The organism is Streptomyces sp. NBC_01669 (genome assembly GCF_026339735.1).
In the GTDB taxonomy this organism is placed as follows: domain Bacteria; phylum Actinomycetota; class Actinomycetes; order Streptomycetales; family Streptomycetaceae; genus Streptomyces; species Streptomyces yanii.
This window is the reverse complement of the sequence record NZ_JAPEQG010000001.1, coordinates 7,052,575-7,072,707: the sequence shown is the minus strand read 5'-3', so window position 1 is coordinate 7,072,707 and position 20,133 is coordinate 7,052,575. Positions and strand designations below refer to the sequence as shown.

The 20,133-nt window shown below is 70.9% G+C and carries 21 protein-coding genes; 6 read left to right on the top strand and 15 right to left on the bottom strand.

The annotated features are described in order from the left end of the window. Window positions 1–55 precede the first annotated feature (55 nt). Window positions 56–1,780, bottom strand: coding sequence for an MFS transporter (locus OG972_RS31715; protein WP_266987312.1), 1,725 nt, complete (start codon window positions 1,778–1,780; stop codon window positions 56–58). 488 nt (window positions 1,781–2,268) lie between these two features. Here OG972_RS31715 and OG972_RS31710 point away from each other — a divergent pair, with 488 nt between their 5' ends. After that, window positions 2,269–3,294, top strand: a complete 1,026-nt coding sequence (locus OG972_RS31710) for a phosphatase PAP2 family protein (protein ID WP_266987310.1) — start codon at window positions 2,269–2,271, stop codon at window positions 3,292–3,294. 94 nt (window positions 3,295–3,388) lie between these two features. On the opposite strand, the gene OG972_RS31705 is transcribed toward OG972_RS31710, so the two are convergent. From OG972_RS31705 to OG972_RS31690, 4 genes are all read right to left on the bottom strand, one after another. Continuing rightward, window positions 3,389–3,604, bottom strand: coding sequence for an I78 family peptidase inhibitor (locus OG972_RS31705; protein ID WP_266987308.1), 216 nt, complete (start codon window positions 3,602–3,604; stop codon window positions 3,389–3,391). 438 nt (window positions 3,605–4,042) lie between these two features. Next, window positions 4,043–5,002: a YafY family protein gene (locus OG972_RS31700; RefSeq protein ID WP_266987306.1), complete on the bottom strand. Its 960-nt coding sequence runs from the start codon at window positions 5,000–5,002 to the stop codon at window positions 4,043–4,045. Between the two features lie 48 nt (window positions 5,003–5,050). Continuing rightward, window positions 5,051–5,938 (bottom strand): transferase, encoded by an 888-nt coding sequence (locus tag OG972_RS31695; protein ID WP_266987304.1) that lies wholly within the window; start codon window positions 5,936–5,938, stop codon window positions 5,051–5,053. After that, on the bottom strand, window positions 5,935–7,218 hold the full coding sequence (locus tag OG972_RS31690) for a glycosyltransferase (RefSeq protein ID WP_266987302.1): 1,284 nt from the start codon (window positions 7,216–7,218) through the stop codon (window positions 5,935–5,937). The genes OG972_RS31695 and OG972_RS31690 overlap by 4 nt, the downstream gene beginning before the upstream one ends. Before the next feature lie 355 nt (window positions 7,219–7,573). On the opposite strand from OG972_RS31690, the gene OG972_RS31685 reads away from it, so the two are divergent. Further along, window positions 7,574–8,356 (top strand): hypothetical protein, encoded by a 783-nt coding sequence (locus tag OG972_RS31685; RefSeq protein ID WP_266987300.1) that lies wholly within the window; start codon window positions 7,574–7,576, stop codon window positions 8,354–8,356. Window positions 8,357–8,493: 137 nt separating this feature from the next. After that, entirely contained in the window at window positions 8,494–8,820 is a 327-nt protein-coding gene (locus OG972_RS31680) for a hypothetical protein (RefSeq protein WP_266987298.1), read from the top strand. 109 nt (window positions 8,821–8,929) lie between these two features. Here the strand turns inward: OG972_RS31680 and der are convergent, their stop codons facing one another. The 5 genes from der to aroH form a co-directional block, all read right to left on the bottom strand. Further along, window positions 8,930–10,399 carry a ribosome biogenesis GTPase Der gene (gene der / locus OG972_RS31675; RefSeq protein WP_266987296.1) on the bottom strand — a complete coding sequence of 490 codons (1,470 nt, stop codon included), beginning with the start codon at window positions 10,397–10,399 and terminating at the stop codon, window positions 8,930–8,932. A 67-nt stretch (window positions 10,400–10,466) separates the two neighbouring features. After that, window positions 10,467–11,123, bottom strand: coding sequence for a 1-acyl-sn-glycerol-3-phosphate acyltransferase (locus tag OG972_RS31670; RefSeq protein ID WP_266987289.1), 657 nt, complete (start codon window positions 11,121–11,123; stop codon window positions 10,467–10,469). Further along, window positions 11,120–11,836: a (d)CMP kinase gene (gene cmk, locus OG972_RS31665; protein WP_266987288.1), complete on the bottom strand. Its 717-nt coding sequence runs from the start codon at window positions 11,834–11,836 to the stop codon at window positions 11,120–11,122. Before cmk ends, OG972_RS31670 begins: the two co-directional genes overlap by 4 nt. Before the next feature lie 157 nt (window positions 11,837–11,993). Then, window positions 11,994–13,079, bottom strand: coding sequence for a prephenate dehydrogenase (locus tag OG972_RS31660; RefSeq protein ID WP_266987287.1), 1,086 nt, complete (start codon window positions 13,077–13,079; stop codon window positions 11,994–11,996). After that, complete coding sequence (aroH, locus tag OG972_RS31655) at window positions 13,076–13,438, bottom strand: chorismate mutase (protein ID WP_266987286.1); 363 nt, start codon at window positions 13,436–13,438, stop codon at window positions 13,076–13,078. The genes OG972_RS31660 and aroH overlap by 4 nt, the downstream gene beginning before the upstream one ends. Window positions 13,439–13,645: 207 nt before the next feature. On the opposite strand from aroH, the gene OG972_RS31650 reads away from it, so the two are divergent. From OG972_RS31650 to OG972_RS31640, 3 genes are all read left to right on the top strand, one after another. Beyond that, on the top strand, window positions 13,646–13,897 hold the full coding sequence (locus OG972_RS31650) for a hypothetical protein (protein WP_266987285.1): 252 nt from the start codon (window positions 13,646–13,648) through the stop codon (window positions 13,895–13,897). A gap of 189 nt (window positions 13,898–14,086) precedes the next feature. Next, window positions 14,087–14,551: a Rieske (2Fe-2S) protein gene (locus OG972_RS31645; RefSeq protein ID WP_266987283.1), complete on the top strand. Its 465-nt coding sequence runs from the start codon at window positions 14,087–14,089 to the stop codon at window positions 14,549–14,551. Window positions 14,552–14,829: 278 nt separating this feature from the next. After that, window positions 14,830–15,534 carry a nucleotidyltransferase domain-containing protein gene (locus tag OG972_RS31640; RefSeq protein WP_266987281.1) on the top strand — a complete coding sequence of 235 codons (705 nt, stop codon included), beginning with the start codon at window positions 14,830–14,832 and terminating at the stop codon, window positions 15,532–15,534. 252 nt (window positions 15,535–15,786) lie between these two features. Here OG972_RS31640 and OG972_RS31635 read toward each other — a convergent pair whose 3' ends face one another. The 5 genes from OG972_RS31635 to pnuC are packed head-to-tail and all read right to left on the bottom strand — an operon-like array spanning window position 15,787 to window position 20,085. Continuing rightward, on the bottom strand, window positions 15,787–16,590 hold the full coding sequence (locus tag OG972_RS31635; RefSeq protein ID WP_266990841.1) for a nucleotidyltransferase domain-containing protein: 804 nt from the start codon (window positions 16,588–16,590) through the stop codon (window positions 15,787–15,789). Window positions 16,591–16,608: 18 nt separating this feature from the next. Continuing rightward, entirely contained in the window at window positions 16,609–17,631 is a 1,023-nt protein-coding gene (locus tag OG972_RS31630; protein ID WP_266987279.1) for an ADP-ribosylglycohydrolase family protein, read from the bottom strand. After that, window positions 17,628–18,359 (bottom strand): NUDIX domain-containing protein, encoded by a 732-nt coding sequence (locus tag OG972_RS31625; protein ID WP_266987277.1) that lies wholly within the window; start codon window positions 18,357–18,359, stop codon window positions 17,628–17,630. Before OG972_RS31625 ends, OG972_RS31630 begins: the two co-directional genes overlap by 4 nt. After that, on the bottom strand, window positions 18,356–19,435 hold the full coding sequence (locus OG972_RS31620; protein ID WP_266987275.1) for an AAA family ATPase: 1,080 nt from the start codon (window positions 19,433–19,435) through the stop codon (window positions 18,356–18,358). Before OG972_RS31620 ends, OG972_RS31625 begins: the two co-directional genes overlap by 4 nt. Next, entirely contained in the window at window positions 19,432–20,085 is a 654-nt protein-coding gene (gene pnuC / locus OG972_RS31615) for a nicotinamide riboside transporter PnuC (RefSeq protein ID WP_266987273.1), read from the bottom strand. Before pnuC ends, OG972_RS31620 begins: the two co-directional genes overlap by 4 nt. Window positions 20,086–20,133 lie beyond the last annotated feature (48 nt).

Below are 20,133 nucleotides of genomic sequence, written 5' to 3'. Positions count from 1 at the left end.
TCGCACGATACTAAAACTAGCAGTGTTAGTTATGGCGTCGTGCTGACGTTACGGCTCAGTGTGCCGCGCGTCCAGAGCCGGTGGCCTCGGCGGGTTGCCGCCGGGCGGGCACCGAAAGGGGCCCTTTCGGCAGGCCCTGGACCGGGGCGCCCTGGGGAGCGGGGAACGCTCGGGGCCCTCGCGACTCCACGGCCACGGCCGCCTCGGCGGCCTCGCGGGGTTCGCAGATCTCCACCGGCGGGCACTCCATCACCCGTGGCAGTCGCAGCGCGGCGAGCGCGCCCAGCAGCAGCAGACCCGCACTGACCAGCAGCGTGACATGCAGCCCGTTGATGAAGGCATGCCGGGCCGTGCTCCGCAGCACCCCGCCCAGCGGACCGCCCAGCTGCGAGGCGACCTGATACGCCTCGCCCAGTGAGTGGGAGGCGGCGGCGGACGCCTCGGCGGGGACCCCCGCTCCCGAGAGCTTGGCCAGCCCGGGCGTGTAGGCGGCGTTCATGACGCTGCCCAGCAGGGCGATCCCCATGCCCGCACCCAGCTGGTACGAGGTTTCGCCGATGGCCGCCGCGCCACCCGCCCGGTCGGCCGGGGCCTCGCTGAGCATCGATTCGTACGCCCCGAAGAGCGTGGACTGGAGCCCGAAGCCGAGCACGACGAACGCCACGGTCAGCAGGGCGGGCCGGTCGTGCTGCCCCATCAGGGTCAGGATCAGCACCGAGGCGGCGGTGAGCACGAAGCCCCAGCCGACCATCCGGCGCGGTCCGACCCGGCGCAGGGTGTACGAGCCGGTCGCACCCGCGGCCATCGCGGCGAAGGTGAGCGGCAGCAGCCGCAGGCCGGTCTCCAGCGGGCTGAGGCCCAGGACCAGCTGCAGATACTGGACGGCGATCAGTTCCAGACCGACCAGGGCCAGCATGGCGAGGACGATGCAGCCGACCGCGGTGGAGAACGTGGGCTGCGCGAACATCGCGATGTCGATCAGTGGATGCGTACGGCGTTTCTGCCGACGGACGAACGCGACGAGCAGCGCCGCCCCGAGCAGCAGCGGTACGAGGGTGGCGGGGCCGAAGACGCCCTCACCGGTGCCCGCGCGCTTCACACCGAGGACCACCCCGAGCACTCCGGCCGCTGCCATCAGCGCGCCGAGCACATCCCAGGGGCCGTCGTCGCTGCCCCGCGATTCGGGCAGCAGCAGCCGGCCGACCGGCAGGATCAGCGCCATCAGCGGGATGTTGATCAGAAAGACCGAGCCCCACCAGAAGTGCTCCACGAGGAAGCCACCGATGACCGGTCCGGTGGCCGCGCCGACGGCGGCGACCGCGGTCCATACCCCGATGGCGACGGCTCGCTCGCGCCGGTCGGGGAAGACCTGGCGAAGGATGGAGAGCGTCGCGGGCATGATCATCGCGCCGCCGACGCCCAGCAGGGCGCGCGCCGCTATCAGTACGCCGGGGCTGTCCGCCATCGCGGCGATCGCGGAGGCTACGCCGAAGAGCGCGTAGCCGAGCAGCAGGATGCGGCGGCGGCCGACCCGGTCACCGAGGGTGCCGAAGAGGATCAGCAGCGAGGCGCAGACCAGTGGATAGGCGTCCACGATCCACAGCAGACCGACGGCGCTGGGCCGCAGATCCTCGGTGACGGCGGGGACGGCGACGTGGAGCACCGTCGCGTCGAGCGCCACGAGCAACAGACTGAGGCAGAGGACGACCAGGACGACCCATCGATTGGCACCGTCGGCGGCTGCGCGCAGGCGGAATCGGGCTGTGGTCGTCCCGGACATGCATGTACCTCCCAAAGGTCCCTCGCGCTCGGCAGGCCAACCGGGGAAGCAGCGTGCACTGCCCCTCCAGGCCCGGCATCGACGGGCGAGTGATCCGTCAGCGTACGCGAGTTCGACGTGACCACACGTGGTCGATCTCATACCCTGACAGGTCGCGAGGTGTGGCGTACGCCACGCCGGACCCCCTGCCGGCTCCGCGCCGGACCGGCCCCGGCATCGGCGTGTGCCCGTTCCGTGACCGGCCGGGCACCGTCCGTCCACCCGCCCATCGCGGCCGGAGAAATGGATACCTGCACCGCTCGCCATTTATTCGGAGATACTCAAACACTCTTCCGAAATAAGCGCGGAAGAAATGGAGCACGAGGCCACCGGGATTCACTGACGGGTCCGAAATATTGACCGGACTGAGACATAGTCCACATCACATCGTCATCACAAAGCGGCCCGAACGACCGGATCAGGCACTCACTCGCTGTAACGTCGATTGGGTGCGTACCGACATCTTTGCCCGGCTGGACCGGGAGCCGGAACCGCCGAAGATAGAGCCACCGCGGATGAGCCGTCACCGCATCGCTCTCTTCGGCGGGACGTTGGCGTTCTATCTCGCCATCGTCGTTGCCGTGCTGATCGGCTCCGGGCTGGTGACCCTGGACTGGAAGGTCATGCTCTTCCGGCCCTACCAGCAGTGGCCCGGAATCCATGCCTTCCTCGACTACTACGTCGTGCTCGGCCAGCGAGGCCCGACGGCTGTGATGGTCGCCTGCTGGCTCGGCTGGCGCTCCTGGCGGCAGCACACCCTGCGCCCCCTGCTGACCCTGGGCGCCTCGCTGCTGCTGCTCAACCTGACCGTGGGCGCCGTCAAGCTCGGCCTGGGCCGGCTCGGCCCGCACTACGCGACCCAGATCGGCTCCGCGGAGCTCTTCGCCGGCGGCGATATATTTCCGTCCGGACACACCGCCAACGCCGTGGTGACCTGGGGAATCCTCGCCTACCTGGCCACTACGCCGCGGGCCAGGCGTTACCTGTCGGCCGTATCGGCGGTGGTCTCGCTCGGGGTCGGGCTCACGACCGTCTATCTCGGTACGCACTGGCTGAGCGATGTGCTGCTCGGCTGGGCCGCGGGGCTGCTGATCCTGCTGGGCCTGCCGTGGGTCGAGCCGTTGATCACCCGTACCGAGGACTGGATCTTCGCAGTGCGCGAGCAGTTGCGTGCGCGTCGCCGGATCCCGGTGCCCGTCGCGGCCGGTGCGCCCCAGACCGTGCTGCTGCCGCAACCGGACAGTGGTGACGGCGTGGGCGGGAGCCCGGTGCTCGAACCGGTCGCCACAGGCGTTCGTCCGGCCGCCTCGGCACCTTCCGCTCCGGCGGCGGGGACCCGGCAGCGGGCCCACACGCCGCACGTGGTGCGCTCGGAGCGGACGCCGGTCACCCCGGCCGGCAGCCGGCGCCCGCCGCACGCGGACCGATCGCCGCGAGGCGGCACGAGCCCGGCCCGCCCGGTGGCCGGCGGCTGACGGACCGCACCCCCATGCGGGGACGGTACGCACAGCCTCCCCCCGCACAGTCAAGGCCCCGACCTCGGTCGGGGCCTTGCTCATGACGGAGGTCTCAGCCGACCCAGCAGCGGGTCACCACGGCGTTGTCGACCTCGAAGTTGATCCGCCCGGACCGGTACTCCATGGTGATGATCGCCCCCGGCGGCAGAGCCCTGACAGTACGCCAGCCGCGGGCACGGGCCCTTCGCTCGGCGGCTTCTGCGGCGAGGCCGACATACGCGCCGGGCGTGTCATCGGGCTGGGCGGGAGGGGTCGGGATAGGTGCCATGCCACTCACCGTAGGCGGCCCCGGACGAGTACGGAAGCCGGGCGCAGGCACCCGGCACCGCATCCTCACGTACGCCACCGGTCACGCTTGTGTCACAGGATCACGACAGCCGTTTCCCTCGAACTGCTTCACTCGAACGTGCGGTTCTCAGGCCGACGCACAGTAATCACGCGCACTTTTAAACGATCACCAAACGGCTCGGAAAACCCGAGGAAATATGACATACCCGATGGTCGGAATTCACTTCCCGTAAGACGTTCTAAAACGGACCCGCCACCGAGAATTCATGCTTCCTTATGGCAGCCTTATCTTCTGGTCGGGATATCCACACCATCGGACCCGGACCGCCGCCTGCATCCGCCCGTATACCGGACACAAGCCCGCCCTGACCGGCCGGACACACCGGGCGAGCGGTCGGTCGAAAGTCCGCGGCTGCCTTCAGCCGAGTGCCCGGGAGAGCCGGTCCCGGGCCGCCCTGATGGCTTCGGTGAGCTCCTGCGGTTCGACAACCTCGAAGTCGAAGCCCATGAGCATCACGTGGATCACCAGGACGTCGAGGCTCGCCGCACCGGTGCGCAGCAGGCAGCTGTCCGCGTCGATCGCCTCCAGCACTCCGGAGGACGGCGAGATGCGCTCGGCGGCCAGTTCGACCGGCACCTTCAGCCGGATCACCGCATGCGTCGCGTACGCAGTGGTGGAGACGCCCTCCGAGACATAGGCGGCCAGGTCCTCGGCGGGCGGGCGACGCGGAACGAAGCGGGGACCGTGCGGCGGTGTGGGGGTGATCCGGTCCGCCCGGAAGGTGCGCCAGTCCGCGCGCTCCAGGTCCCAGGCGACCAGGTACCAGCGGCGCTCGGTGCACACCAGCCGGTGCGGTTCGACGGTCCGGCGCGATACGGAGCCATCGTGGGACCGGTACGCGAAGCGCAGCCGCTCGCTGTCCCGACAGGCCCCGGCCAGCTCGGTGAGGACGCCCGGGTCGACGGTGGAGGCGCCGGGTCCGCGCATCATGGGCACGGTGAAGGCGCTCAGGGCGCCGACCCGGCGGCGGAGCCGGTTCGGCAGGACCTGCTCGAGTTTGGCGAGTGCGCGTACGGAGGTCTCCCCGATGCCCTCGACGCCGTGACCGGCCGCGGTACGCAACCCGACCGCCACCGCGACCGCTTCCTCGTCGTCCAGGAGCAACGGCGGCAGCTCGGCCCCCGCGCCGAGCTGATAGCCGCCGCCGGTGCCGGGGCTGGCGTTGACCGGATAGCCGAGCTCGCGCAGTTTGTCGACGTCCCGCCGGACGGTCCTGGGGGTGACGCCGAGCCGTTCGGCGAGATCGGCTCCGGACCAGTCCCGGTGGGCCTGCAGGAGTGAGAGCAGGCGCAGCAGTCGTGCCGAGGTCTCCAACATGGGGCGAGTCTGCCAGCGGTCGAGGACAGCTGCTGACCTCGATCCGCGTCAGTCGTGCCGTTGGACCGGTTCCAGCCGTAGACAGAGGTCGTTGTCGGCTGAGTAGCAGGGGGCGGCGAGGACGTCCCCCGTGGTGGCTCGAGGCGGGTAGACGAAGATCTTCTTGCGGTCCCAGATGTCGTCGAGGATGCGCGAGATCCGGATCCCGCCGGTACCGCTCCCGCTCGGCCCGCCGGGGAGCAGCCACAGTTCCCACAGCTGCGGCGCGGTCACCGGTCCGGCGGTCGGCAGGTCGTACGGGAGGCTGAAGGAGAAACTCCCGTCCCTGCCGGTCACGGGCGCCCGGCAGCTCCGCTCGGGATGGCCGGCCGGCCGCGCCTCCACGCACGCGTCGTCGCCGAGCTCCGCCCCGTACAGCGTCCCGTCGACGGTCATCGCGGCCGGACCGAAGGTGATCGGCCCGGCCTCCGCGTGCGGCGCGCGAACCCAGCAGCGCACGGCGAGCCGGCCGTCGGCGGTCGGGTACGGGATGCGGACCACGACCCCGCCGACTGTGCCGCCGGGGTCGGGCGTGCGGTCGACCAGGGCCCGCAGATCCCTGATGCCGGGTTCGACAGCTGTCTCGCCGTCCGTGCCCGGCTGCTGCACCCAAGCGTCCCAGCGGCCCTCGGCAAGCTCCGCCGTGCCCGGCAGCACGGCGCGCAGCCGCCCGTCACCGTCCGGGCTCAGGGGCAGCCGCACGTCCTCGGCCACCCGGTCGCTCCTCCCTTTCGTACCGCGCAGGCGCAGGAGCAGGACGGCCCCCGGTGCCCCTCCCTCCCGGCGATCCCGGAGGAGATCGAAGGTGATCCGGCCGTCGGCGTCGGCGATGCAGTCGGCGACGCGGCCGGCAGTGGATTCGGCGGGCGGTGTCGGCCGCAGCGCGGGCACAGTCACGCGGCCCTCCCCTTGCGGAGCGCATCGCCGGCCTTGTGGCGCAGCGCGTACATGCCGTCCAGCACCGCGCCGCGGGCCCTGTGCACGCCGGTGCGCAGGGCGCTGTGCGAGTGGTGGCGCCCGCCGCGCCTGATGAGTTCGGTGTAGAGCCCTTCGTGGCGTTCGGCGATCAGCGCAGGGTCGAAGCGTCGCGATGCGGCGCGGGCGGCCCGTCCCATCCGGTGCCGTGTTCCGTCGTCGTCGATCAGGCCGAGCACGGCGTCCGCGACCGCGGCCGCGTCCCCGACCGGCACCAGCCGTCCGTCGGTGCCGTCGTCGATGATCTCGCGGGGGCCGTGCGGGCAGTCGGTGGCGACGACCGGCAGGCCGCAGCGCATCGCCTCGACGATCGTCATGCCGAAGGACTCCCGGTCCGAGGTGACCGCGGCGATCGCTCCCTTGGGCCACTCGGCCTCCAGCGGGTTGACCGAGCCCATCAGGAACACATGGTTGTGCAGGCCCAGTTGACCGATGAGCGTGTGCAGTGCCTGCCGTTCGTCGCCGGTCGCGTCGCCGCCGCCGTAGATGCGAAGACGCCAGTCGGGGCGGACGGCCACCACATCGGCGAACGCGCGGACCAGCACGTCGTACCGCTTCACCTTGTGCAGCCGCCCCGCCGCGATCACCCACTTGCTGTCGCAGTCGGCGGGGGCGACCACGGGCTCGGGCACCCCGTTGGGGATGGACTCGATACGTACGCCGGGCAGCCGCAGCCCGGTCCGGTAGGCGCGTGCGTCGGCCTCGGTGACGGTCGTGATCGCGTCGAGCAGCGTGTAGCGGTGGCCGATCTCACGGCGCAGCCGGTAGCTGTGGCTGTCGAGGGTGAGGTGCTCCTGCCCGATCCGGACCGGACCGCGTCGGGCCTGCCGGGTGATCTGGACATTGAGCCCGGGGCGGGTGCCGACGACGACATCCGCCTCCAGGGAGCGCAGATGGTCCGCCACCCGTGCGTCGGTGAGCCGGCTGTACTGCCGGTACCGGCTGTCGCCGCGGGCGAAGACGGCGGCGGGCCTGGTGTGCTCGATCGCGTCGCCGTCGTACGTCGGGCTCTTCTTGCGCAGGTCGACGAGGTGACTCATCCGTACGCCGGCCGGGGCGCCCAGCGCGGGGGCGTCGCGGTGACGGAAGACCGACACGATCTCGATGTCATGGTGCTCGGCCAGTTGCCCGGCAAGGTTGAACGTCGTGCGGATGGTGCCCCCGACCCCGTAGGCGTTGTGGAGCAGAAACGAAATGTGCATGACTCGCCGTGTCCCCCGGTTCGACCGATCTGCTGCGGGCTCCACCTGTCATGACGGTGAGAACCGATCGCCGGTTCACTCAAGGTATCGACAAGTTTCAGCCACTTCCACGTTCCCCGATTTCATGATTTGTCGACCTGCTGTCGAACCGGTCACCCGTCGGGCCAGGCAGACCCATGTGCCACCGATCAGCCGGGATTGACCGAAAGCAAACCCTTCGGGGCTTCGATTCACCCGCTGCGCCGGACGGTTCGATTCCGTTCCCTTTCGCGCGTGACCCCGGCCACGGATCGCCCGTTGTCTCTTCATGAGCCGGGAACCGCCCGGCGCACGTACCGAGTTCGAGGAGCCACCCGTGCCGCGCATGCTCGACGTCAGCGAGGACGTACGCGCCGAGATCGGCGATGCCGAAGCCGATCGGTTGCTCGTCGGCGACAACGCCCCAGGCAGCTACGACTGCACCTCCTGCCGCACCCCTGGCGATTCCGAGCAGGAGCGCACCAGCACGGTGCTGTTCGTCGGCGACGAGACCGCCGTGCTCGCCTTCGCGCACGCGACCTGCATCCCCTCCCAGGTCGTCCAGGTCTCCGAGGAGCAGCTGCAGGGCGCCGTGCGCAGCATCACCGGCAGCGAGCCGGAGGGCCCGGAGGGGCTCATGCCCGGCCAGGCCGTCCTCGGCGTCACCAGCGGTCTCGTCCTGATCGACGACGAGCTCCACCCGGCGCTGGTCGTCGAACCGACAGGCGCGATCGCCCGTCCCGGTACGGACGGCAGCCGAGGCGACGAGTTCGTGCAGCTCCTGCTGGAGCAGGGCTTCCAGCCGGTCCACCGGATGGACAGGCTGCCCGCCCTGCTGCACGGCTGGTCGATCCTGCTCGCCATGGGCCAGCTGCACGCCGTGCTGCAGCCGGGCACGGGCGGCGGCGCCCCTGTCGCCTGGTGGCAGGCGCACGCCCCGCTGCAGGTCACCGAGGGCTGGCGGATCGCGGCCAACAAATCGCAGACCGTTCTCGTCTTCGCCGCCCCGGCCGGATCGATCGGCCAGCAGCCCCGCGAGGACCTGCTGCGCGATGCACTGGAGAAGGCCGCGGCCGGCGGTCTCCTCGTCGCGGCGGCGATGCCGCTGGCCGGGACCTGATCATGTCCGTACGCTCCTCGCACCCGCAACGAACAGCTATTTCTTCGCCGGGCCCGCATCCGACGGCCGGTGGGGTCGTTGGCACGTACGTGCACTCATACGACCCCTCCCACCAGCGCCCGAGCCCGATCCCTGCCATGCGCCCGTCGCGGGAGCCATCGGGCGGCCAGTCCCACACCCCGATCTACGACGCGTTGTACTCCGAGTACCGCCGGTCGTTCCGGGCGCTGCCAGGTGATCGGAGCGGCGAGGAAAATCTGGCCTTCATGGCCTTCGGTACGAGTCCGTTCGGCGCCCGCACCCCGCTGAGCCTCCACTCCGGCCATGCGAGCCACTCCGGCGGCGCCACCGGCCCCTCCGGTCAGGGTCCGCGCACCGGAAACCTCGGCTCCTGGCAGCGGGTCGGCCGTCACGCCGGGCGCACCGCCCCGGCGGCGCTGCCACCGGGCTCCGGGGGAGCCTGACCGTACGACGAAGCCCCGCACCGCTCACAACAGGAACGGTGCGGGGCTTCGTCATGTCCGGCACGGACGGACAGTCGATCGGCCGGTCAGTCAGCGGGGCGGCCGGGCGTCACTTCTTGCGGCCGCGCTTCTCGCGGACCCGCACCGAGATGTGGATCGGGGTGCCGTCGAAGCCGAACTCCTCGCGCAGTCGGCGCTCGACGAAGCGGCGGTAACCGTGCTCCAGGAAGCCGGAGGCGAAGAGCACGAAGCGCGGCGGCTTGGTGCCGGCCTGGGTGCCGAAGAGGATGCGGGGCTGCTTTCCGCCACGGACCGGGTGCGGGTGGGCGGCGACGATCTCGCCGAGGAAGGCGTTCAGCCGGCCGGTGGGAACACGCGTCTCCCAGCCTTCGAGCGCGGTCTCGATCGCCGGGACCAGCTTCTCCATGTGCCGGCCGGTGACAGCCGAGACATTGACCCGCGGTGCCCACGCGACCTGCGCGAGCTCCGTCTCGATCTCGCGCTCCAGGTAGTAGCGGCGCTCCTCGTCGAGGGTGTCCCACTTGTTGTACGCGATCACCATCGCACGCCCGGCCTCCACGGCCATGGTGATGATGCGCTGGTCCTGCACGCTGATGGACTCGCTGGCGTCGATCAGGACGACGGCGACCTCGGCCTTCTCGACAGCGGCCGCGGTGCGCAGCGAGGCGTAGTAGTCCGCGCCCTCCTGGAGGTGGACGCGGCGGCGGATGCCGGCCGTGTCGATGAACTTCCAGGTGATGCCGCCGAGCTCGATCAGCTCGTCGACCGGGTCACGGGTGGTGCCGGCCATTTCGTTGACGACGACCCGGTCCTCGTTCGCCACCTTGTTCAGCAGCGAGGACTTGCCGACGTTCGGACGGCCGATGAGGGCGATGCGGCGCGGTCCGCCGAGGGCGGTGCCGAAGCGCTGGGCCGGAGCCTCGGGCAGTGCTTCGAGGACGGCGTCGAGCAGATCGCCGGTGCCGCGGCCGTGCAGCGAGGAGACCGGGTGCGGCTCACCGAGACCGAGCGACCACAGCGCGGTGGCGTCGGCCTCGCCGCTCTGGCCGTCGACCTTGTTGGCGCACAGGACGACAGGCTTCCCGGCCCGGCGCAGCAGCTTGACGACGGCCTCGTCGGTGTCGGTCGCGCCGACGGTCGAGTCGACGACGAAGACGACCGCGTCGGACGCCTCGATCGCGTACTCGGCCTGGGCGGCGACGGAGGCGTCGATGCCCAGTACGTCCTGCTCCCAGCCGCCGGTGTCGACCACCTTGAAGCGGCGGCCGGCCCATTCGGCCTCGTAGCTGACCCGGTCCCGGGTGACTCCCGGCTTGTCCTCGACGACCGCCTCGCGGCGGCCGATGATCCGGTTCACCAGGGTCGACTTGCCGACATTGGGGCGGCCGACGACCGCGAGGACGGGCAGCGGTCCGTGACCGGCCTCGTCGATCGCGCCCTCGACGTCCTCGACGTCGAAACCCTCCTGCGCGGCGAGCTCCATGAACTCCGCGTACTCGGCGTCGCCAAGCGCTCCGTGCTCGTGGTCCGAGCCGCCGGAGTGAATCTGGTCGTTCATGAAGTCCGTTCCTCTTTGCATCATCATCGATGGACCACGACCACGCGGCCCACTACTCAAGTCTTACTTAGCGCCCGGTGAAGTGCCTGGCCCTGTCCAGGTGCGAGGTCAGCCGCTCCTGGATCCGTACCGTCGCCTCGTCCAGCGCCTTCCGGGTGCGCCGGCCACTCCCGTCACCGGTTTCGAAGGCGTCGCCGAAGACGACATCGACCCGGCTGCGCAACGGCGGCAGTGCCGATATCAACCGCCCGCGGCGCTCGGTGCTTCCCAGGACGGCCACGGGGACGATCGGCGCCCCGCTGCGTACCGCGAAGTACGCGAGTCCGGCCCGCAGCGAGGCGAAGTCTCCTTCACCCCTGGTGCCCTCGGGAAAGATCCCCAGCACCCCGCCGTTCTGCAGGACGCCGAGGGCGTGCGTGATGGCGGTGCGGTCGGCGCTCGTACGGTCCACCCTCAGCTGACCGATTCCGCGCAGGAACGGGTCGAGGGGGCCGACGAACGCCTCTTTCTTGATCAGGAAGTGCACGGGCCGGGGCGCGGTGCCCATCAGCATCGGCCCGTCGATGTTGTGGGAGTGGTTCACCGCGAGTATGACGGGTCCGGAGGCGGGTACCCGCCACGCACCGAGGACGCGGGGCTTCCACAGCCCGTACATCAGCCCGATGCCGATCCCGCGCCCGACCGCCGCTCCACGCAGCGTGGGCGTGCCCGTGGCAGGGGTCACTCCGCGGCCCGCTTCTCCTCGACGAGGGTGACGACGCACTCGATGACCTGCTGCAGGGTCAGCTCGGTGGTGTCCACCTCGACCGCGTCGTCCGCCTTGGCGAGCGGCGAGGTCTTCCGGCTGGAGTCCGCAGTGTCCCGCTTGATCAGCGCCTCCTTGGTGGTGGCGAGATCGGAGCCCTTGAGCTCTCCGCTGCGGCGGGCCGCGCGGGCCTCCGGGGAGGCGGTCAGGAAGATCTTGAGGTCGGCGTCGGGCAGAACGGTCGTGCCGATGTCACGGCCCTCGACGACGATGCCGACCTCGGCGCCCGCGGCGATGGATCGCTGCAGCTCGGTGATCCGTGCCCGCACCTCGGGGACCGCGCTGACGGCGCTGACCCTGGAGGTGACCTCCGGCGTACGGATCGGGCCCGCGGCGTCCTCGCCGTCGACCGTGATCGTCGGGGCGGCCGGGTCCGTGCCCGAGACGATGACCGGCTTGTCCGCGGCGGTCGCGACCTCCTCGGCGTTCTGCACGTCGATGCCGTTGTTCAGCATCCACCAGGTGATTGCCCGGTACTGGGCGCCGGTGTCCAGGTAGCTCAGGCCGAGCTGGGCGGCGACGGCCTTCGACGTGCTCGACTTACCGGTGCCGGACGGGCCGTCTATGGCAACGATCACTGCGGCCGGGGCCGTCCGGGCGGCGGCGCTTGCGGTTTCCACGGTGGTGGACACCTTCCTGGTACTCGGGGTGGGCGGGACGGGGACGCGCGAACCCGCCCCGCTCAAGGTTACCGAGTGTCTGGACGGGCCTTTGCACCCTGTGGACAACTGCCCCGGACCTGGCCACGGCGGACCCGGGGGCGTCCGGCCGTGATGCGCGGGACGCCACCTACTGGCGAATCGACCAGCCCCGCTCGCGCAGCGCCGTGACCAGTGCGGGGGCCGCACTCGGCTCGACCATCAGCTGCACCAGACCCGCCTGCTGCCCGGTGGCGTGCTCGATGCGGACGTCCTCGACGTTGATCCCGGCCCGGCCCGCGTCCGCGAAGATCCTGGCCAGTTCGCCCGGCTGGTCGCTGATGAGCACGGCCACGATCTCGTACGACGCCGGGGCCGCCCCGTGCTTCCCGGGCACCCTGACGCGGCCCGCGTTGCCGCGCCGCAGCACGTCCTCGATGGAGTCGGTGCCTTCGCGGCGCTTGTCGGCGTCGCCGGTCTGGAGGCTGCGCAGGGCCCGTACCGTCTCGTCGAGATCGGCGGCGACCCCGGCGAGCACATCGGCGACCGGTCCGGGGTTGGCGGAGAGGATCTCCACCCACATCCGGGGGTCGGATGCGGCGATCCGGGTCACGTCCCTGATGCCCTGGCCGCAGAGGCGGACGGCCGTCTCGTCGGCCTCCTCCAGGCGGGCGGCGACCATCGACGAGATCAGCTGCGGGGTGTGGGAGACGAGGGCGACGGCCCGGTCGTGGGCGTCGGCGTCCATGACGACCGGAACGGCGCGGCAGAGCGCGACCAGTTCCAGGGCGAGGTTGAGGACCTCGGTGTCGGTGTCGCGGGTCGGGGTGAGGACCCAGGGGCGCCCCTCGAAGAGGTCGGCGGTGGCGGCGAGGGGGCCCGAACGCTCCTTGCCGGCCATCGGGTGCGTACCGATGTACGGCGTGAGGTCGACGCCGAGGGCTTCCAGCTCGCGGCGGGGGCCGCCCTTGACGCTGGCGACGTCGAGGTAGCCGCGGGCGATGTCGTCCCGCATGGCGGTGGCGAGCACCGAGGCCACATGGGCGGGCGGTACGGCGATGACCGCCAGGTCGACGCGGCCCTCGGGCGCCTCGTCCGTACCGGCGCCGAGTGCGGCCGCGGTGCGGGCGGACGCCGGGTCGTGGTCGAGGAGGTGGACGTGGACGCCGCGCCCGGCGAGGGCGAGGGCTGCGGAGGTGCCGACCAGGCCGGTTCCGATGACGACGGCGGTTCTCACTGGGCGATGTCCTTGCGGAGGGAGGCGGTGGCGCCGAGGTAGACGTGCGCAATCTCGGACTTGGAGAGGTACGTCTCGACATGGGCGAGGATGCGCACCACGCGGGGCATCGCCCCTTCCACGTCCAGCTCCTGGGCGCAGATCAGCGGTACGTCGACGATGCCGATGCCGCGTGCGGCGGCGGCCGGGAAGTCGCTGTGCAGATCGGGGGTGGCCGTGAACCAGATGCTGATCAGGTCGTCCGCGACGAGGCTGTTGCGCTCCAGGATGGCGGTGAGCAGGCCGCTGACCCGCTCGTCCATGTGTCCGGCCTCGTCCCGGTCCAGCTGGACAGCCCCACGGACCGCTCGTACCGCCACGTCTGGCTCCTCACTTCTTCGTGCCGTTGTTCTTCGTGCCGCTGCAGGGTGGTCGCACCTGCTCGGTGCCAACCTGCGCGTTTTCAGCCTAGAGGGGCGGGGCGGCAGACGACCGAGGTGCTCTGTCCGTGAGACACGGCGGTCATCGGGACGCGGCGGTGGCATGCACGGCGAGCAGCGTCCGCCGGTCCCGGGCGGGCGGCGGCGGTGGAGTTCGCCGATGCTGCGCTGCCGCAGCTCCTCGTGCAACAGCTCACCGGTGCCGACCCAGGACCGGGGCTGGTCGAGGAGGCCGGACCTGGTGAGCATCCCGATCAGGCCCTCGAGTGCGTTGCCACCGCCCGCGCCGCCCTTGTCATCGCCCAGCGCGCCCAGCAGCGCTCCGAGGATGTTCCCGGCGCCCGTCGGCACCCCCGCTCCGGCTCCCGCCGCCCAGCAAGCCGCCCAGCAGGCTGCTGAGGTCCTTTCCTGCCATGGTTCTGCCCTTCGGGAGGGATGGAATATCGACAATTTCGGCCAGAACGGTGCTTCTGCCACTCGGGCGAGTCTGCCGCCAGGTTGCTAGGCCCTCGGCGTCCGCGGGGTCACGATGCCCATGCCGGGAGCAGACGGCTCACCCGGTCGCGGCCACCACAGAGGGAGCAAGCCATGGACGCACGACGAAGGACGGTCCTCACGGCAGCCGCGGCGGGCGCCGCCGGGCTGGTGACCGCTTGCGGCTCGTCCGAAGACGGAGGCAGCACAGCATCCGCACCGAAGACCTCACCGGGCGTCACCCCGAGTACCACGGCAAGCCCCACGGCGCCGAAAGGTTCCAACGCCGGCGGCACGGTTCTCGCCAAGACCTCGGACATCCCCGTCGGCGGCGGCACGATCTTCCAGGAGCAGAAGGTGGTGGTGACCCAGCCCAAGAAGGGCGAGTTCAAGGGCTTCTCCGCCATCTGCGCCCATGCGGGGTGCACCGTCGACTCGGTCAGTGACGGCACCATCAACTGTCCCTGCCACGGCAGCAGGTACCGCATCACGGACGCGGCGGTCGTGGCCGGTCCCGCGCCGGGCCCGCTGCCCGTCGAACGGATCACCGTCACCGGTGACACCATCCGGCTCGTATGACACCGGCCGTCCCGGCGCGAGCCGAAGCCCCCGCCGGGACGGTCACGTCAGGGAAGTCCGCGGGCGTCCGCGCGCAACGCGGCGTCGGCGACATCGGCGCAATGGCCCGCACACGGGCCGGAGACGGCAGGTGATCGAAGTCCCTGCGGTACGAAGGTGGGGTCGTCGCGCTCACCGGAGGGGTGCGCGCCGGGCCTTTCGGATCACCGTCATGCGGCCGATGCCGACACCACGGCTCCCCGCCCGCAACGCATTGCCCCTCACGTACGCTCACCGGCATGACCACCCCGGACGCCGAGACCCTCGTACGCGACCACACGATCTACTCCTGTGTGATGGGCTCACGCGCGTTCGGGCTCGCCACGGACGACAGTGACACCGACCGGCGTGGTGTCTTTCTGGCGCCGACCCCCCTCTTCTGGCGGTTCGAGAAACCGCCGACACACGTCGAGGGCCCGGCGGAGGAGCAGTTCTCCTGGGAACTGGAGCGCTTCTGCGAGCTGGCGCTGATCGCCAACCCCAATGTCCTGGAGTGCCTGCACTCCCCCCTGGTGGAAGAGGTCACCCCCGTCGGCCGCGAACTCCTCTCCCTGCGCGACGCGTTCCTGTCCCGTCTCGCCCACCGGACCTTCGTCCGCTACGCGCTGGGCCAGCGCAGGAAGCTGGAGGCGGATGTCCGTGGTTACGGTGCGCCGCGCTGGAAACACGCCATGCATCTGCTGCGGCTGCTGGCGAGTGGCCGGGATCTGCTGCGTACGGGAGAGCTGACGGTCGACGTGGGCGCGGCCAGGGAGGAACTGCTCGCGGTGAAGCGCGGCGAGGTTCCCTGGCCGGAGGTCGAACGCCGGATGACCCGCCTGGCCGAGGAGAACGACGAGGCGGCAACGGGCTCCCCGCTCCCGCCGGAGCCGGACCGGGCCCGGGTGCAGGACTTCCTGATTCGTACCCGCCGAACGTCGGCGCTGTCACCCGGCACCGACTGAACGGGCCCGCCCGCAACCACCACCGGTCTGCTGCCGCGTGACGGCCGGTCCTGGGTCGCACAGGGGAGTCCCCGCAGGGAGATGAAGCAGAACCCGGGCTCCCCTGCGTCGCGCCGGAACGTTCGTCGCCCGGGAAGATGCCCCGGAGGGGCATCCGGTCACCACCGACCGTCCCCGGCGGGTTCAGCCCCCCTGCGACAGCACCTCGCGGACGAGCCGCCCTCATGCCCGTCGAGGGGGTCCCCATGGCCTTCAGGTCACGGGGGAGATCGAGGACAGAGCCCCGCCTCCGGTCAGCCGCGCACGCACCACGAGCTGATGCAGCCCGTCGAACGCCGCACGCCCGGCCGCCTCCGGCAGCCCCGACTCCTCCTGCGCCTCGTCGAGCACCCGGTGCAATGCCCCCACGTCGCCGGACACCACCGCGCCGTCCACACCCTCGGCGCCCCCGTGCTCCGCCTCCGCCTTGGCCGCGATCAGCTCCGGCAGATACCCCGGCGCCGCCACCTCCCCCAGCAGGGCCGGCAGGTGCGCCCGTACCTCGCCGCTGCGCATCAGATGGATACCGGTCAGCAGCGCCCGGAACGTGTAGAGCAGCGGCTTCAGTTCACGAGTGCTCTCGTACAGCCGCCACTGCGACTTCGCGAACCCCCGGTAGTGGTGGGCATGGTTGCGGGTCACCACCCGGGGCGCAAGCTCCATCAGTTCCGCATGCAGCTCACTCGTGTGCACCACCAGCGGCGAGAGCAGCTGCTCCAGCACATATCCGTTCGGCTTCAGCATCAGCCGGACGAACTTCCGCAGGTCGTGCGTGACGAGATCCATCTCGACCCCGTCCCGGTCCCACGTCCGCGAACGTGTCTCCTCCGGCTCGCGCAGCCCGACGAGATCCTCCGTCGGCAGGAGGTGGACCCCCCGCAGGTCCACATCCGAGTCCCGGGACGGAAACCCGTACAGATGCGCCCCGGAGACCGTGGCGAACAGCAGCGGTCCGGGTTCCTCGGCCAGTACCGGGCCGAAGTCCGTGACCGGCAGCCCGGCCTCGTGCAGGTGCATCGTCTTCGTGCGCATGGATCAAGAGTCCCAGAGCGCCCCCAGCGACAGCAGATCGCTGCGGTACTCGATCCGCTCCGACCACTCCTTGGGCCAGGCCGCGGCCCCCAGATGTGCCCCGGCCAGCGCCCCGGTCAGGCAGCCGATCGAGTCGGAGTCGCCACGCGTGCAGGCGGCCCGGCGCAGGGCTGTGACCGGTTCGTCGGGGAACAGCAGGAAGCAGTGCAGGGCCGTGGCGAGGGCGTCCTCGGCGATCCAGCCGTCGCCGGTCGTCTCGCACGGGTCGTCCTCCGGTGACGGGTCGCGCAGGGCGTCCTGCACCCGGGCCAGTGCGGTCAGGCACTCGTCCCAGCCGCGCCGGATGTAGCTCTCGCCGGAGTCGTCGCCCGCGTACCGCCACAGGTCGCCGAGCCAGCGCGAGAGGTAACGGTTGCTGTTCTCGTACGCGTACGAGCGCAGCTGCCCGATCAGCCCCGCCGGGTCCGCGCCCTGCGCCAGCAGGTACACCGCGCGCGCCATCAGGTCGGAGGCGGCGAGCGCCGTGGGATGTCCGTGCGTGAGGGCGGCCTGCAACTGCGCCGCGCCGGAGCGCTGTTCCTCGCTCAGCCCGGGTACGAGTCCGACGGGCGCCACCCGCATATTGGCGCCGCAGCCCTTGGAACCGGTCTGGCTGGCCTCCTGCCAGAGCCGGTCGCTGTCGAGCAGCCGGCAGGCGGTCATGCAGGTGCGGCCGGGGGCGCGGTTGTTGTCCGGTGAGTGGTACCACTCGACGAATTCTTCGCGTACCGGCCGGGTCAGCCGCAGCGCGGTGAGCAGTCCCCGGTCCATGGCGGTGCGGATGCCCCGCGCGAGGGCCAGCGTCATCTGGGTGTCGTCGGAGACGATCGCGGGACGCGGCAGCCGCATCTGCCGCCACGGCCCGCACTTGGCGAGGATTGAGGGGACGTTGTTGAATTCGGTCGGGAAGCCCAGCGCGTCACCGAGCGCGAGCCCGGTCAGCGCACCGGTGGCAGCGCCTTTGGTGATGGTCCTCGTCACGATCATGTGCTTCTTCCTTCCGGTCGCAGCAGTGGAGGGTGCAGGGCGGTGGCGGCACCCGCCCGGTACAGGGCGGCCGGTTTCCCCCGCCCGCCGGTGCGGCGCGGTGATCCCTCCACGGCCTGGACGAAGCCGGGCGTGGTGAGGACCTTGCGCCGGAAGTTGGGTCGGTCGAGCTCGACGCCCCAGACGGTCTCGTACACCTGTTGGAGCTCGCCCAGGGTGAACTCGGCCGGGCAGAAGGCGGTGGCAAGACATGTGTATTCGAGTTTGGCGCCGATCCTGTCGTGTGCGTCGGCGAGGATGCGGTCGTGGTCGAAGGCGAGCGCGCCGAGTGCTCCGGCGTCCCACCAGCGGGCGTTGGCCGCGTCCCCGCCGCCGCGCGGCTCCGGCAGGTCGGGGACGAGCGCGGCGTACGCGACGGAGACGACCCGCATCCTGGGGTCGCGGTCCGGATCGCTGTAGGTGCGCAGCTGTTCCAGGTGGAGGGCGGAGACGGTGGACTCGGTCAGCCCGGTCTCCTCCGCGAGCTCCCGGCGGGCGGCGGACTCGGCGGACTCACGGGGCAGGACGAAGCCGCCGGGCAGCGCCCAGTGACCCTTGTACGGGTCCTCGCCGCGTTCGACGAGCAGGACGTGCAGCCGTCCGCCGCGGACCGTGAAGACCGCGAGGTCGACGGTGACGGCGAACGGCTCGAAGGCATGCGGGTCGTAGCCCTCCGGGGCGGTGCTCATCGTTGCTCCGGGAGGGGTGCGGCGAAGTTCCAGCCTGCGGCGAGCAGGGCGTCGACAGCGGTGAGCGCGGCCTCCAGGCGCTTCTCATGCGTCCCGGTCAGCTCGACGAACGTCCTTCCGGTGCGGGTGAGTTCGGCCCGGAACCGGTCGGTCATCCAGGGCCTCAGCTCCTCGCCGTCGCGCAGTCCGTCGTCCTCGAAGGCGACGCCGTCGTGGTCGGTGAGCAGCCACAGGTGGTGGCCGACCCGGTCGGCGGTCTCCTCGACGAGCGGGTTGCGGCCGCCGACGTACCGCTCGTGCCAGACGGTGGTGGCGAAGGAGTCGGTGTCGCAGATGAGCACCGGGGACCCGGTCCGGGCGGCGGCCTCCTCCTTGGCGTTCTGCGCCTCGGCGATCAGCGGGAAGTCGTCGGTGGTGAAGGCGACGTCCTCCCACTGCGCCTGGGGCCACCGGGCGCGCAGTGCGGCCAGCTTCTGTTCGCTGAACTCCCGCCCGTACTCGGCGACGTACCGGGTCTGTGCCCAGACGCCGCCGCGCCGCCGGTAGTGGTCGGCGAGGGCGCGCGCCATCGTGGTGGTTCCGGTGGACTCGGCACCGAGGACGACGATCCGGCGGGTGAGCGCGGCCCGTACGGGCGGCTCGAGGAAGTCCCAGCAGCCCACCGGATCCTTCCGGACGGCCGTGCCGGAGACCGGGAAGACCGTGCGGTCGGGGTCGACGCAGACGGATTCGGCACCGAAGCGGCGGGCCAGTTCGTCCCCGTACGACTCCGAGGTGAAGACGGCGTCGACCGGTTCCGGGACGGCCTCGGTGAAGACAGCCATGTGGGCGTCCCAGATCGCCGGGTCGTGGAGATCCATCCGGGTGTCGTCGACGGCGCCGACGACCCGTACGTCCGGATGCACCTCCCGCATCCAGGCGACGCGATCGGCGAGCGGGACGGACTCGACGGAGGCCGCGCAGACCAGGACGGTCAGCCGCTCGCAGCGGTCCTGGGCGGTGCGGACGAGGTGGTGATGGCCGGCGTGCGGCGGATAGAACTTGCCGAGCACGAGCCCATGCGCGAACCGCTTCATCGGGCCACCTCCGCCAACTCCCGCTGTCGCACGGTGAGATCAAGTTTCCAGTTGCGCAGTCCGACCAGACACAGCGTCAGGAACCCGACGTACAGCAGGGAGGTCAGATAGAGCTCCTTGTACGCGTAGAGCGGGATGTACACCACGTCGGCGGCGATCCACAGCCACCACGACTCGACCAGCTTCCGGCACTGCCCGTACGTCGCCGCCAGCGACAGCGTGGTCGTCAGGGCGTCCCAGAACGGCACGGTCGAGTCGGTGGCCCGGTCGAGGAGGACGGTCAGGGCGAGGGTCCCCGCCACCCCTGCCGCGCACAGCCAGGCCCATTCGGTGCGCGTGGTACTGCGCACCGGCAGGGCGGACGAACCCGGTCCACCCCCGTGGGTCCAGGTCCACCAGCCGTACACGGCAAGGGTGATGAAGACGATCTGCAGGCCGGCGTCGGCGTACAGACCGGACTGGGTGAACAGCAGGATGAAGAACAGGTTGTTGGCGATGCCGATCGGCCAGTTGGCGAGGTGCTGACGGGCCACGAGCCAGACGCACAGCGCTCCACTGCCGAAGCCGAGGACCTCGGTCCAGCTGACCGGGGTGTCCAGGACCGTCACCAGGGGTTGCTGCAGGGGATCGAGGATGTCCGCGAGACTCACACCCGCCTCCTTAATAGTCACTCTGACTATAAAGGCGCAACGGCGGCA

Excerpts from the sequence above, each read along its gene's own strand:
- OG972_RS31630 (WP_266987279.1), bottom strand. The coding sequence starts at position 17,631 with ATGATCGTGACGAGGACCATCACCAAAGGCGCTGCCACCGGTGCGCTG.
- OG972_RS31620 (WP_266987275.1), bottom strand. The coding sequence starts at position 19,435 with ATGAAGCGGTTCGCGCATGGGCTCGTGCTCGGCAAGTTCTATCCGCCG.
- OG972_RS31680 (WP_266987298.1), top strand. The coding sequence starts at position 8,494 with ATGCGCCCGTCGCGGGAGCCATCGGGCGGCCAGTCCCACACCCCGATC.
- OG972_RS31625 (WP_266987277.1), bottom strand. The coding sequence starts at position 18,359 with ATGAGCACCGCCCCGGAGGGCTACGACCCGCATGCCTTCGAGCCGTTC.
- OG972_RS31635 (WP_266990841.1), bottom strand. The coding sequence starts at position 16,590 with ATGCACCTGCACGAGGCCGGGCTGCCGGTCACGGACTTCGGCCCGGTA.
- OG972_RS31690 (WP_266987302.1), bottom strand. The coding sequence starts at position 7,218 with ATGCACATTTCGTTTCTGCTCCACAACGCCTACGGGGTCGGGGGCACC.
- OG972_RS31705 (WP_266987308.1), bottom strand. The coding sequence starts at position 3,604 with ATGGCACCTATCCCGACCCCTCCCGCCCAGCCCGATGACACGCCCGGC.
- OG972_RS31645 (WP_266987283.1), top strand. The coding sequence starts at position 14,087 with ATGGACGCACGACGAAGGACGGTCCTCACGGCAGCCGCGGCGGGCGCC.
- OG972_RS31700 (WP_266987306.1), bottom strand. The coding sequence starts at position 5,002 with ATGTTGGAGACCTCGGCACGACTGCTGCGCCTGCTCTCACTCCTGCAG.
- OG972_RS31640 (WP_266987281.1), top strand. The coding sequence starts at position 14,830 with ATGACCACCCCGGACGCCGAGACCCTCGTACGCGACCACACGATCTAC.
- OG972_RS31715 (WP_266987312.1), bottom strand. The coding sequence starts at position 1,780 with ATGTCCGGGACGACCACAGCCCGATTCCGCCTGCGCGCAGCCGCCGAC.
- der (WP_266987296.1), bottom strand. The coding sequence starts at position 10,399 with ATGAACGACCAGATTCACTCCGGCGGCTCGGACCACGAGCACGGAGCG.